20 protein-coding genes are annotated in these 12,477 nt (G+C 36.8%); 1 reads left to right on the forward strand and 19 read right to left on the reverse strand.

Going from position 1 to position 12,477, the window contains the following annotated elements:
- Positions 1-97: 97 nt before the first annotated feature.
- Positions 98-922 (forward strand): 3'(2'),5'-bisphosphate nucleotidase CysQ, encoded by an 825-nt coding sequence (gene cysQ / locus MS2017_RS09865; protein ID WP_241156932.1) that lies wholly within the window; start codon positions 98-100, stop codon positions 920-922.
- Here the strand turns inward: cysQ and nadC are convergent.
- The 19 genes from nadC to MS2017_RS09950 form a co-directional block, all read right to left on the reverse strand.
- Complete coding sequence (gene nadC / locus MS2017_RS09870; RefSeq protein ID WP_122952061.1) at positions 908-1,741, reverse strand: carboxylating nicotinate-nucleotide diphosphorylase; 834 nt, start codon at positions 1,739-1,741, stop codon at positions 908-910. The two genes, cysQ and nadC, sit on opposite strands and share 15 nt — an antisense overlap.
- Positions 1,722-2,813 (reverse strand): lipid-A-disaccharide synthase, encoded by a 1,092-nt coding sequence (lpxB, locus tag MS2017_RS09875; RefSeq protein WP_122952062.1) that lies wholly within the window; start codon positions 2,811-2,813, stop codon positions 1,722-1,724. The genes nadC and lpxB overlap by 20 nt, the downstream gene beginning before the upstream one ends.
- Positions 2,814-2,819: 6 nt before the next feature.
- On the reverse strand, positions 2,820-3,122 hold the full coding sequence (yhbY, locus tag MS2017_RS09880) for a ribosome assembly RNA-binding protein YhbY (protein ID WP_071564606.1): 303 nt from the start codon (positions 3,120-3,122) through the stop codon (positions 2,820-2,822).
- A gap of 85 nt (positions 3,123-3,207) precedes the next feature.
- Positions 3,208-3,333, reverse strand: a complete 126-nt coding sequence (locus MS2017_RS11840; protein WP_277424487.1) for a hypothetical protein — start codon at positions 3,331-3,333, stop codon at positions 3,208-3,210.
- Positions 3,330-4,325, reverse strand: a complete 996-nt coding sequence (locus MS2017_RS09885) for a DNA adenine methylase (RefSeq protein ID WP_122952063.1) — start codon at positions 4,323-4,325, stop codon at positions 3,330-3,332. The genes MS2017_RS11840 and MS2017_RS09885 overlap by 4 nt, the downstream gene beginning before the upstream one ends.
- Positions 4,322-4,672, reverse strand: coding sequence for a hypothetical protein (locus tag MS2017_RS09890; RefSeq protein ID WP_122952064.1), 351 nt, complete (start codon positions 4,670-4,672; stop codon positions 4,322-4,324). The genes MS2017_RS09885 and MS2017_RS09890 overlap by 4 nt, the downstream gene beginning before the upstream one ends.
- Complete coding sequence (locus MS2017_RS09895; RefSeq protein WP_122952065.1) at positions 4,662-4,880, reverse strand: helix-turn-helix domain-containing protein; 219 nt, start codon at positions 4,878-4,880, stop codon at positions 4,662-4,664. Before MS2017_RS09895 ends, MS2017_RS09890 begins: the two co-directional genes overlap by 11 nt.
- Positions 4,881-4,933: 53 nt before the next feature.
- Positions 4,934-5,599, reverse strand: coding sequence for a hypothetical protein (locus tag MS2017_RS09900; RefSeq protein WP_122952066.1), 666 nt, complete (start codon positions 5,597-5,599; stop codon positions 4,934-4,936).
- Between the two features lie 4 nt (positions 5,600-5,603).
- Positions 5,604-6,227 carry an MAE_28990/MAE_18760 family HEPN-like nuclease gene (locus tag MS2017_RS09905; protein ID WP_122952067.1) on the reverse strand — a complete coding sequence of 208 codons (624 nt, stop codon included), beginning with the start codon at positions 6,225-6,227 and terminating at the stop codon, positions 5,604-5,606.
- The gene (locus MS2017_RS09910; protein ID WP_122952068.1) at positions 6,220-7,257 is read right to left on the reverse strand and encodes a DUF262 domain-containing protein; all 1,038 of its coding nucleotides are present in this window, start codon (positions 7,255-7,257) and stop codon (positions 6,220-6,222) included. The genes MS2017_RS09905 and MS2017_RS09910 overlap by 8 nt, the downstream gene beginning before the upstream one ends.
- 2 nt (positions 7,258-7,259) lie before the next feature.
- Positions 7,260-8,027, reverse strand: coding sequence for a class I SAM-dependent methyltransferase (locus MS2017_RS09915; protein ID WP_122952069.1), 768 nt, complete (start codon positions 8,025-8,027; stop codon positions 7,260-7,262).
- Entirely contained in the window at positions 8,017-9,258 is a 1,242-nt protein-coding gene (gene lysA / locus MS2017_RS09920) for a diaminopimelate decarboxylase (RefSeq protein WP_122952070.1), read from the reverse strand. Before lysA ends, MS2017_RS09915 begins: the two co-directional genes overlap by 11 nt.
- Positions 9,255-9,392 (reverse strand): hypothetical protein, encoded by a 138-nt coding sequence (locus tag MS2017_RS11555; RefSeq protein WP_158009347.1) that lies wholly within the window; start codon positions 9,390-9,392, stop codon positions 9,255-9,257. The genes lysA and MS2017_RS11555 overlap by 4 nt, the downstream gene beginning before the upstream one ends.
- 24 nt (positions 9,393-9,416) lie before the next feature.
- A complete protein-coding gene (gene aat, locus MS2017_RS09925) occupies positions 9,417-10,088 on the reverse strand; it encodes a leucyl/phenylalanyl-tRNA--protein transferase (RefSeq protein ID WP_237732506.1) in 672 nt (223 codons plus the stop codon).
- The gene (gene nudE / locus MS2017_RS09930) at positions 10,066-10,617 is read right to left on the reverse strand and encodes an ADP compounds hydrolase NudE (protein ID WP_122952262.1); all 552 of its coding nucleotides are present in this window, start codon (positions 10,615-10,617) and stop codon (positions 10,066-10,068) included. The genes aat and nudE overlap by 23 nt, the downstream gene beginning before the upstream one ends.
- A 46-nt stretch (positions 10,618-10,663) precedes the next feature.
- A complete protein-coding gene (locus MS2017_RS09935) occupies positions 10,664-10,930 on the reverse strand; it encodes a thioredoxin family protein (RefSeq protein WP_071564600.1) in 267 nt (88 codons plus the stop codon).
- Between the two features lie 16 nt (positions 10,931-10,946).
- Positions 10,947-11,900: a permease gene (locus tag MS2017_RS09940; RefSeq protein WP_122952071.1), complete on the reverse strand. Its 954-nt coding sequence runs from the start codon at positions 11,898-11,900 to the stop codon at positions 10,947-10,949.
- Positions 11,893-12,237 (reverse strand): ArsR/SmtB family transcription factor, encoded by a 345-nt coding sequence (locus tag MS2017_RS09945; protein ID WP_122952072.1) that lies wholly within the window; start codon positions 12,235-12,237, stop codon positions 11,893-11,895. The genes MS2017_RS09940 and MS2017_RS09945 overlap by 8 nt, the downstream gene beginning before the upstream one ends.
- Positions 12,238-12,272: 35 nt before the next feature.
- Positions 12,273-12,458: a hypothetical protein gene (locus MS2017_RS09950; protein ID WP_122952073.1), complete on the reverse strand. Its 186-nt coding sequence runs from the start codon at positions 12,456-12,458 to the stop codon at positions 12,273-12,275.
- Between the last annotated feature and the right edge of the window lie 19 nt (positions 12,459-12,477).

Genomic DNA, 12,477 nt, shown 5'->3' on the forward strand with positions numbered 1-12,477 from the left:
TCATCTAACATAGATGTTATTATATACAAAAACACCAACTACAATTCCAATCCAAAAATAGAAAATGTAAATTCCAGAATAAAAACAAAATTCACACTTGATTCATCATTCAAGCCCAGTGGATCTAAATTACTTTCCAGCAATAAGGTATGATAGTCGTATGACATTTGACAAAATCTTGCCACAACTTATCGAACTGACGACCCAAGTTGGGGATGAAATTTTGTCACATTATAAAAATGACCTTGAAATTGAATTTAAGGCAGATGAAACGCCACTTACTATTGCTGATAAAAATGCGCACCGTTCCATTGTCAATGTCTTATCTCAATTAACGCCCAACATACCCATCTTATCGGAAGAATCTGATGCTATTGCCTTTGAAAAACGCTCAAAATGGCAGGAATATTGGCTGATTGACCCCTTGGATGGCACACGCGATTTTATAGAGCGAACAGGGGAGTTTTGCATTTGCATTGCTTATATCAAAAATCATCAGGCAATTTTTGGATTGGTCTATGCGCCTTTTGATCGTACGCATTATTACGGTTTTGACAATCAAGCGTATCAAATTCACAACCACACCAAAACACGCCTCAAAGTATGCACAGCGACACAGCCACTACGCGTGGTAACTGGACACTATTCAGCACACAGCGCCCACTTGAAAACCCATCTCCAACAACTGGGTAAACATCAACTCTCACACTTGGGTAGTGCGCTAAAATTTTGCAAAATTGCACAAGGTGAATACGATTATTACCCTAAATTTGGCCCTTGTTCTGAATGGGATACGGCGGCAGGCGCTTGTATTTTGCAAAATGCGGGTGGCTCTGTTGTTGATGTCAATGGCAAATCACTCAGATACAACACCAAAGATAATTTGTTGTCGCCTGTGTTTTTTGCTTCAGGTAAATCTTAACGACAAATCAATGGCTTGAATGTTTTTGGTGATAGCACCAGTAGAAATATAATTGACACCCGTTTCTGCCACAGCCACAATTGTCTTTTCATCGATATTACCTGACGCTTCTAAAGGCAGTTTGTTGTGCGTTACTTTCACCGCTTGCGTCAAATCAGCAATTGAAAAATTATCACAAAGCACCCTGTTAATACCAGTCAATTCCAGCGTTTCAGTAAGTTGGGTCAAATCTTCCACTTCTACAATCAAAGGCAAATTTGGGTATTTAGCATGCGCCAATTGAACTGCGCTTTTGATTGAACCAGCAGCAATAATATGGTTCTCTTTGAGCATAACACAATCATACAATCCCATGCGATGATTCACGCCACCACCACATTTAACTGCATATTTTTGTGCCAATCGCAAGCCAGGAATCGTTTTTCTGGTGTCTAAAAGTTGGGCATTGGTGTGTGCAATTTTTCTCACCAAATACTGGGTTTGTGTTGCCACAGCACTAAGTGTTTGCAAAAAATTGAGTGCCACCCTTTCCGCACTAATAATTGCCCTAGAAGCACCTGATAAAATGCACAAAACTTGCCCCTGCTTGATGTTGTCGCCATCATTCAACTGCCATTTCATTTGAATATCACCATCAAGCGATAAAAAAGCCGTTTGCGCATACTCAATACCACACACAACCGCCGATTCTCTGGCGATAATCTGTGCCGACACCCCGCTCTCATCCAACAAACTGGCAGACACATCACCCGCACCAATGTCTTCGCTCAATGCCCGTGCAACAATACTGCTAACTGGCTCACTCATTGATAAATTCATAAATAAGCCGTGCCGATTCTGTGCTGGCATTTAAATGAAGTTGTTGATGGATTTTTTTAAATTCTGTTGCCAAATTTTGACTATCGCCATTTAAAATTTCCAGTGCGTGCTTGGCAATATTCTCACCCTTCGCATCTTTTTGAATCAACTCTGGCACCAAAGACTTATTAGCAATGATATTCGGCAAACTAACCCACTTAATTTTGACCAATCTGGAGACAATAAAATAACTAAACGCTGACAATTTATACACCACCACCATCGGCACACCAATCAACGCCAACTCCAAAGCAGCTGTCCCCGATGCCACTAACACCAAATCCGCCTGTGGCATCCGCTGATGCGCATCTCCCGTAGAAATACTCACTTTAGCAGCATCGCTCAATGGCTTTGCCCATGCCAACAATTCCTCATTTGCCAATGCCACATGGAAAGTCAATTGCGGATCCTGCTTTGCCATTATCTCTGTTGCTGCTAACAATTCAGGCAACAATCTAGTCACTTCACTCGTGCGTGAACCGGGCATTAGTAAAACCGTTTTGGTGCTTTGGTGATTACTTCTAGGATGCAGCATTTCAGCCAATGGATGCCCAACAAAAACGGCTCGTTGCCCATGTTTTTGATAAAAATCTACTTCAAAGGGAAACAAGCACAAAACCAAATCGGTTGATTTCTTAATTTTTTTAATACGACCCTGACGCCATGCCCACACTGAAGGCGAGATAAAATGCACAGTCTTAATGCCTTGGCGTTTTAACTTCTTCTCAATCACAAAATTAAAATCAGGCCCATCCACACCAATAAACACATCTGGCACATCAGCAGAAAAATAGGCAATCATCCGCTTGCGTAAGCGCAATAAAGCAGGCAATTTTTTCAATACCTCACTCACCCCCATCACATTCACCTGCCGCTGATCCCACAACTGCACACAACCAGCCGCCAGCATCTTCTCACCCGCCAGCCCCTGTATTTGCACCGTGTCATCTTGCGCCTTTAATGCAGCCACCAACTTAGCGCCGATTAAATCCCCCGAAGTCTCAGCAGCACTAATCGCAATTTTGAGTGCCATTAACTGTTATTTTCTCGGCAAAATAATTTGTGGCTCTTCATCAAATGCACGATAAATCACCATCACATTGCCAATCACCTGCACCAAATGCGCCCGAGTAATATCAACAATCTTATCAATCATCACCTGCTTACTCTCCTTGTCATCCGTCCGAATTTTGATTTTCAACAACTCATGCTTAGTCATCGTCAATGCCAATTCCGCCACCACCGACTCACTCAGCCCATGCTGTCCGACCATCACCACAGGCTTTAGCCCATGTCCACGAGCGCGTAAGAATTTTTTTTGATTGTTTGTTAGTTTTTTCATTTAGTAATCTATTTTTTGTTTAAATAAGTAATTGAATTTCATCGGCAACCTATTGGCAAATAAGAAACGCCCAATAGGTCAAACCCTATTCAAATGATTTTGCCATCATTTGCACCTCAAGAACGGCTTGTTTGTTATTATTTTCCCACTTGGATTTATCGGCTTTATTAACCAAACCCAATAATTCTAATTCGTAATCATCCAGTTTCACTGTTTCTCCAAAATATGTAAATATTCAGTGGTTTTATTTGTTTTATTAAATCGATTGCTGTCCGCTTTGAATCTCTGATATTCTGTTGTGGTTAAATCATACTTGCCATATTTTTGCATAATATTTTTTATTACTTTGCTACTCATTAACCCTTCATTGTTGTAACTCAAAAATATATGTTTAAACTGTGCATCTTTAATTAAATTTTCAAAACTCTCGGCCACTTCTGATTTTTTACAATACTGTGAGCGATTATACTCCCTCAACCCAGTTTTTCCCTTTGGAATAAAATCATCATACTTGGCAATCGTATTTAATAAATGATAATTTGCCCCGTATTGCCTTTGATTATAAGGCGGATCAAGATATAAAATATCACCTTCAATTTTTTTAATCAATGTATTGCCATCTTCATTAAAAACTTGATGGTCATTGTCATTTAATTCAAACATTGCGGGCTTTAAAATTAACGATTTTTGCGCTGATTTTTTAAGGTGCTTTAAATAAGCCCCATAAACTGATGCCGTGTTAGCAACTTTATCAGCACTCTCTAAAAGCGAGGCTAATAAAAAATAATATAAATCATCGCCTATCTCCCGTTTATCCTTCCACTGTTTAATTTTCAACCTAATTGTATCAATTTTTAATCCATTTTCATCACTAAAATATTGTCTCCCCGTGCCACCACCCAAACAATAATTTTTATAAATAAAGCCTTCCTTTGGGAGTAACTTATTAAGTATATTGATATAATTTTCAGCGCCTTTAATTTCTTTATGGTTTTCAATATAATTTTTATTTAATACAAAAGCATAAAACTCTAAATCATTACTGATTACACCTTTTACTTGAGTCTTGAAACTCCGTGCCACCGCCCCTGTTCCTGCAAAAATATCACAGAAAGTTTTATCTTTTAAATCCTTGCCAACCACACCGTGAATAGATTTTTTTAAAAAACTAGACAGTTTATTTTTTGAGCCGATATAGTTCATGCTGATTTTTTTAAATTGTGTTTAAAAACTTCCATAATAGTTAAAGATAGCAATATTTTTGGTGGTTCAAATTTATTTGTTAAATCGTAATTAAAAACCTTAATGTAGTATTTTTCTAAAATATCCTCTTTGGTTAATACTTCATTCGTGAATAGATTAAACAAATCATCATTATAATAATGAATTTTATCTAAACCAAGAATAATGGCTTTGTTTTTAGGCGATAATCCATAGTCATCAGTATTAAGATAAATAGACTCTAACACTGATATAACCGTAGTAATTTCATCGCCAAGATAGTCAAATATATTGTCATTTTCAGTTAATGTTATAATTTTATTTTGCATTTTTATTTCCTTGTTTAATAATCTTCAAAGGACTAACCCCAAAAAATTCTGCCAATTCATTAACATTACTTTTTATTGGATTAAACCGCTCAGATAAAATATTAGATAACTGATTTTTAGAAATACCCAGCATTTGTGCTAGTTCACTTTGCGTACTAATGCCCTGCTTCGCCATAAGTTCCTTTATCTTAAATTTATCTAACTGCAAAGTATACTCCTTTATTAAAACAAAATACAACTATTTTATTAACTAATTAATAATTATTTATTAACTATCTTATTCAACTCTTCACGCCACTTGTAAGGATCGTACCAAAAACAACCAACACAACCATTTTCATCATGTTTATCTTTCCCTTGCCACTTTTTATTACCTTGATGCCAAAAATAAATACCAGGAAAAGATCCTCGCTCACCCGTCTTAACGCATTTTTCACAAAATCTTGATTTAAGTAAATTATTACTCCTATTAAGCAAAATAAACCGTTCTTTAATTTCATTTGCCGACATAGTTGAACTATTTGCCTTTTCATCGCTAGCCCACCTTGTTTGAGGAAATTTATGATCAATCTCTAATTGATTGGAGGATATCTTTCTAAGTAAAAATGCCTCTTCATTATCAAACAACATTTTTATTTTTCTAGCCAAATATAATGAAATGCCTGCACGACTTTTGGTTTCATCCAAAATCTTTAAAGATTTTAATTTTCTATGAACTGTATTGTAACCACAAGTTGGGCAAAGTTTCGTTTTATACCACTTACTTTCATCTTTATCTAGTTGAATACCCTTCTCTTGTCTCCAAATCTGCCAAGTTTTTGCTTGCCCTGACTGTAATTCGCATTTAGTACAATGCCAATTTAAATCTTTTAGAACTTCCCAATCATGATGTGAAGTTGTATTTTCTTTAAATGGATTTTCATTCATGCTGTTACCCCCTTCTGTATTTTTTATTTTGTAACAAATCTTGAATCTCTTCTTTAAAAGTTGACATTATATTTTCTAAAAAACCAATATATTCCTCAATTTTTTTAAAATCTTCAAATACATATGAATTTTCCCCATGTGCAATTGAGTTTCTTATACTAAGCAATTTATTTAAAGTTCTTTTATATTGGTCAAAATTTTCTATTTCTAACTTAGTTTTCTGACAAACTTCCTCTAAAGTTTTAAAATTTAAATTAGATTTCAAATTTAATTTCTCAGGTAATTTTATATTTTTATTGAATTTTCCATACAAATTAACTAAATGCCTTTTTCTTCTATCAAAGCCACTAGAGCCATCCAAACTACTTAAAGTATCTTCATAGGCAACCGTTAAGTAAGTACTGCAATAATCTTTATCAGTCAAATTCAAATTATTTAAATAATTAAAAACAACTTTTATAGAGTTTGCAACAAACCCTTCCCAATGGGCGTAAATTGCTGGAATCATATTCTTAAGAAATATCGTTCGTTGCTTTTCATCTAAAGCTGTCAATATGTCCTTAATATTACCCAACTCCTCAAGTCGCCAATCAATATCTTCTTGTATTTCATCAAAAACTTTATTCATTAAATAATTCTTTAGCTATCGTCAACTTTTTTACAAACCTTCTTGTGTTACTTGTTCCATGTCCTGAAGCTTCTTTATAAGATTCATTACTCAAAATCCTGTTAATCTTTTTTTGAAAAGCACCAACATCTGTAGAATTATTTTCGTTATAAATATATGCTAAATACATAACTGTATCATAAGTACTGGCAGAAAATTGCTGTTTCCCTTTAAATGGGGTTTCTACTTGAGAAAGAAAAGTAACAATGTCAATGAATTTACTTTCCTCCACCTCGTAATCAAATGATTCTTTTTCCGTTTCATTTCTCATAAAATCGGTTAAGTAAAGTTGTATGTTGGAATTAATCTCCCAACTATTGTATTGGGTAACAATAGCAAAATATCTTAACACAAGTTCCTCTAAAGCCATTTTTTCTTTTTTCTTTTCACTTCCTTTGACAAGAGGATCTAATTTTTCTGACAACCTATTTATTAATTTATTGAAATTCCCTCTAAAAACACAATTTCTAATTTCTTGCTCGCTTAATGGGCTTCCACCTGTATTTAAACGATTAAATAATTCATATCGCATGTCAAAACCGCTATCCCACCTCAATATCTCTACCCTGCAAACCGATCTCTTTATAGATAACGATAACTTTGCTGGTATTTCTTGATTACCTAAACCATTTAACAAGTCTTTTATTAAAGACGATTTTCCTAACTTGAAATTATTCTTACTATCATCTCTCAAAATTCCAAAAAAAGAAAAAATAGTGGATATTCTTTGTAAACCATCAACAAGCTCCCACTTACCCTCTTCATCTTCTGCTACAAATATTGGGGGAATTGGAATGCCCAGTAACAGCGACTCTATGAACCTCGTCTTTTGTTCGTCTTGCCACCTAAATGCCCTTTGGTACTCTGGAGAAATGATTAGATCTTTTTCTTGATATATATTCATAATTTCACCGAATGACATATCTAGCCTATCTGACTTTAAATCACTTCTTAACTTGGTTATTTCTTCCTCTATTTCTATTTTATTCACAATCAAAACTCCTTCTTAAAAACAAAAATATACTCATGCTTAAAAATATAATAATCACTACTCAAAGCGCGATATCGCCAAATACCACCTGTACCTAATTTTCCACGATTACCTTCAATATTTTTGATAATTGTACCTTTTAATTTAACTTTAAAATGACGCTTTATCATGTCCATACAATAAAAACCCAACGGCAAAACTTCACTATTTTTATAAACATCACCAATAACAATGGCAAAATAGCGATTTTTTTCCAAATGCTTTAAACTGTTTTCACAAACTATTTTAAATTGTTTGATAAATTCATGGATATTGTCGCAAGCAGATAAATCCTCTTTTTTATTGGTAAACTTAACAATATCCATATAAGGCGGATGCATTAAGACAAACTGCACTTTTTTATCAATAACTTTATCCATGTTTTTAGCATCTAAAGCACTGCATTCCCTGATTTTAAAATCAGCACTTGAGCCTTGCATTTTCTCGTTAACATAATTTATCATTTCTGGATTTATATCAACACCAATATACTTTCTGCCTAATGTTTCACATTCAAAAAGTGCAGTGCCACTACCCATAAATGGCTCAAAAACAATTTCATTTTGTTTAGTGTATCTTTGAATAAGTTGGTTTGGTATTTGAGGAATAAAATTACCGTGATAAATATTTTTATGCTTACCTGATTTATCTCGTTGATTGATAATCCATAAACTGTCGGTATTTACTTCCAGTTCTTTCCAGTTTGATAAATCTAAGTCGTTAAATTTCATACAAATATTCATTAGCAAACAAATCCTGCACAGTCTCACGCTTGCGTATTAACTGGTGGTTGGTGTTTGAGACTATGACTTCGGCGACTCGGGGGCGGCTGTTGTAGTTGGAGCTCATGGTGAAGCCGTAGGCGCCGGTGGACATTAGTGCTAAATAGTCGCCTTCGGATAGGGATAAATCTCGGTTTTTGGCGAGGAAATCGCCGGTTTCGCAGATGGGGCCGACTAGGTTCCAGTTGGCTTGGGTGCCGGCGGGGGTTTTGTTGATGGGTAGGACTTGGTGGTAGGCGTTGTAGAAACTGGGGCGTAGGAGGTCGTTCATGGCGCCATTGACAATGGCGAATGCGTGGGTGGAGTTTTGCTTTAGAAATTCAACTTTGGTGATAAAAATACCGGCATTGCCGACAATGGCTCTGCCGGGTTCTAGGATGATTTCGGTTTGCCCTACTTTGCTGATGATGGCGTCAATGTAGGCTTGGATATTGATGGTTTCTTCGCCTTCGTAATTGATGCCAACGCCGCCGCCTAGGTCTAGGTGTTGAATGTTGATGTTGTGTGTGTTTAATTGGTCGAGTAGGGTTAATACTTTATCTAGGGCATCTAAGAATGGGGAAACATCGGTGATTTGTGAGCCGATGTGGCAGTCTAGTCCTTGTACTGTTAGGTGTTCGGAATGTTGGATGTGTTGGTATAAATCAAGTGCTTCGCTCATGTCAACGCCGAATTTGTTTTCTTTTAGTCCTGTGGAGATGTAGGGGTGGGTTTTGGCGTCAACATTGGGATTGACACGGATGGAAATTGGGGCTTGTTTGCCGACGGAGCGGGCGACGGATTCTATTCTATTAAGTTCGGAGGCGGATTCTACATTAAAGCAACGCACGCCTACTTCGAGTGCTCGTTCGATTTCTATTGCGGTTTTTGCTACGCCTGAAAAAACGCATTTATTTGCTGTGCCGCCTGCGGCAAGTACGCGTTCTAATTCGCCAATGGAGACGATGTCAAAGCCTGCGCCGATTTTTGCCAATACATTCAGCACTGCCAAATTAGAATTTGCTTTGACTGCATAACACACTAAGTGTGGATGCGTGCCAAAGGCTTGGTCAAATTCACGCCAGTTGTTTTCAATATCGGTGCGAGAATAGACATACAGTGGTGATCCGTAAGTATCGACTAACTCTGGAATGGCAACAGAGTCGGCGTGCAGGGTGTTGTTTTGATAAGAAAAGCTCATAATGTAGAATCCGTTTGTGTGGCATTTAGTGTGGTTAATGGGGCAGGTTTGACCTGTTCCAATTCGCCCATTCTGCCACAAGCAGAAAGGCCGATGACAACGATTAATGCTGTTAATTTAATGATTATTTTCATGTTAATCTTCTGTTAATTTAGTGCTTATTTTAACAGCAATTCGTCTAATCGTTGAATGAACGCATCTCGTGGCAGATTGAATGCGCCTAGGCTTTGTAGGTGTGGGTTTTGCACCTGACAATCAACCAATTCATAACCCATATTTTGTACCAAATGCACAAAGGCTATTTTTGAGGCGTTGCTTACTAGAGAAAACATGGATTCACCAAAAAACACCTTGCCCATACGCACGCCATACAATCCGCCGACCAGTTCCGTATTTTGATAGACTTCCACCGATTGCACCACACCTTGTGCGTGCAATTCGGTATAGGCTTGTACCATCGCTTTATCAATCCAAGTGCTGTCTTGTCCTTTACGCTTGATGCTTTTACAGTGATGAATGACGCGTTCGAAATTGCTGTTGGTTTTGAGGGTGAATTGATTGGTTCGTAGTGTTTTTCTTAAACTTTTAGAAATATGTAGCGTCTCAGGCGTAATCACCATTCGTGGATTTGGACAATACCAAAGCACTGGATCGTTTTCACTATACCAAGGAAAAATACCTTGTTGATACGCGCTAATAAGCCGATTAGGGGATAAATCGCCACCAATGGCAATCAAGCCATTTGGCTCCTCTAGTGCTAATTCAACCTGTGGAAATGGCGTGTTTGGCGTGTATAGAATAAATGCTTCAGGAATGTTGATTTTTAACAATCTCCCTTGCCATATACAACGCTGCAATACTTCTGGCTTCGGTTAAATCTTCGTGATAAACCAATTTTTCTAAGTTAGACAATTGATGCTCAACCACCTCTAACGGCTCTGGTTCATCACCTTCTGCACTGTCTTTATACAAATCCTGTGCCAGCACGATGTGCGTCACACTAGATTGATAACCGGGGGCAATGGTTATTTCTTTGATAAAAGTGAGTTTGTTGGCACCATAACCAATTTCCTCAATTAATTCTCTATTGGCGGCTTCAAGTGGCGTTTCGCCATCGTCAATTTTTCCTTTCGTGAGTGCCAATTCATATCTATCTGTGCCGCCAGAATATTCATAAATCATCAGCACAGTGTCATCATTTAACATAGGCACTACCAGCACCGCACCGTTTTCAGAAGGTTTTAGCCGTTCATATTGGCGTTTTTCGCCATTGGAAAAGGCAACATCCATACTTTGAATGTTGAAAAATTTTGTCGTGGCAATATTTTTAATATTAGATACTTTAGGTTTTTTTTGCATATATCTATTATAAAGCATTTAAAGGTCTTTACATAAATATGGATAATTAACAACAATCATTATCCGTTGGGCAACATTGCGACTTAAACCATGATAGGACTGTTACTTTGTCAGGAATACCACCTGCGTGTGCGATTTTTCCATCTACGATAACACCAGGGGTGGACATAATTCCATAAGACATAATTTCTGCTGTATCTTCAATTTTCTTTAAATTAATTGAAATGGCGTTATCGCTGGCTACCTTTTCAATTAATTTTTGTGTTGCCTTGCAATTTGCACACCCAACACCCAGTACTTTAACTTCAATCATTTACTTCTCCTTTTTTTTATAAAATAACATTAAACACAACGCCAATAAGGGTAATTGCAATGGCAATAATCGTGGTAAAAAGTATAAGCGCTTGCCATTTGATCACCTTTCTTAAAATCAATAATTCTGGCAAAGAAATTGCCGCAATACTCATCATAAAAACCAAAGTTGTGCCAACTGCCACTCCTTTAAGTAACATTGCTTCAGCCAACGGAATTACGCCTACTGCATTTGAGTATAAAGGTACGCCAACTAAAACTGCCATTGGAACAGCCAAAAGATTGTTGGACTGACCCAGACTTTGCACCCAAGTTTCTGGAAAAAAGCCATGGAACCAAGCGCCCAAGCCAACGCCTAAAATCACCCATTTCCAAATTCTCCCTACAATTTCCTTTACCTCGCCTATTGCATAACGATTTCTGACTTTAAAACTATTGTCTTGCTTGAGAGTGGGCATTTCCCCCATTTGAATATCCCAAACATAGTCCTCAACCCATCTTTCAGGTTTAAATTTTTCAATAATAATGCCACCAAAAAAAGCAACTAGCAAGCCAGCACCAACATACATAGCAGTAATTTCCCAGCCTACAATCCCCAATAACATCATCACAGCAATTTCATTAATCATAGGGCTGGCAATTAAAAATGAAAAGGTAACGCCAAGTGGAATGCCTGCCTCAACAAAGCCAATGAATAACGGCACAGATGAGCATGAACAAAATGGTGTGAGTGCACCTAAGAAAATAGCAAGAATTCTAGCGATAAATTTGGATTTTCCACGCACATAATGACGCACTTTTTCAGGTGAAACAAACGAGCGGAATAACCCCATAATATAAATAACGATAACCAGCATAAAAAATATCTTGCTAATGTCCATTACAAAAAAATGCATACTTTCGCCAAGTTTGGTTTTGGCATCCATGCCCATTAAGCCAAATACTAAATAATTGGCTAAAATTTCAAACATTATTTTGCTCTGTATTTGGTCTATTTTCCATTTCTGTTAATCTTTGTAAATCTTGCTTACATAAGGTTTGTTTGCACGCTTCTATTGTTACAAGTTTAATAATTGTCGCTTGAAAATCCGTCAAATTTGGGTGGATAGAATACAAAACCCATTTGCCGCAACGGCGTTTACAAATCAAGCCATTAAGTTTTAGGATGCTTAGATGGCGTGAAGTTTTAGATTGTCCAAGATTAAGCGCATACTCTAATTCACAAACACACAACTCTTTATACTTATAAATAAGCACCAAACACCTAAGTCTAGTTTCATCAGACAAAACATTAAAAAAATCATTCATATTTTATTTATTCGTTTATTCGTATATACGGTTTTTCATATATTATATAGTAAAAAAATAAATAGAATAAATATGGTGAGACCTTTGCATAAATATGGATGATTAGCAAAATTCAATTTTTGCCCACTTGGTAATTTTCTTAAACCTTGCCCTAGTAGGGCTAAGGCTGGGTTTAAAAAATTACCAAGTGGGTGAAACGAGGATTCTTGATGATTATTCATATTTATGCAAAGGTCTCAT

The sequence above is a fragment of the Bathymodiolus thermophilus thioautotrophic gill symbiont genome (genome assembly GCF_003711265.1).
GTDB lineage: Bacteria > Pseudomonadota > Gammaproteobacteria > PS1 > Pseudothioglobaceae > Thiodubiliella.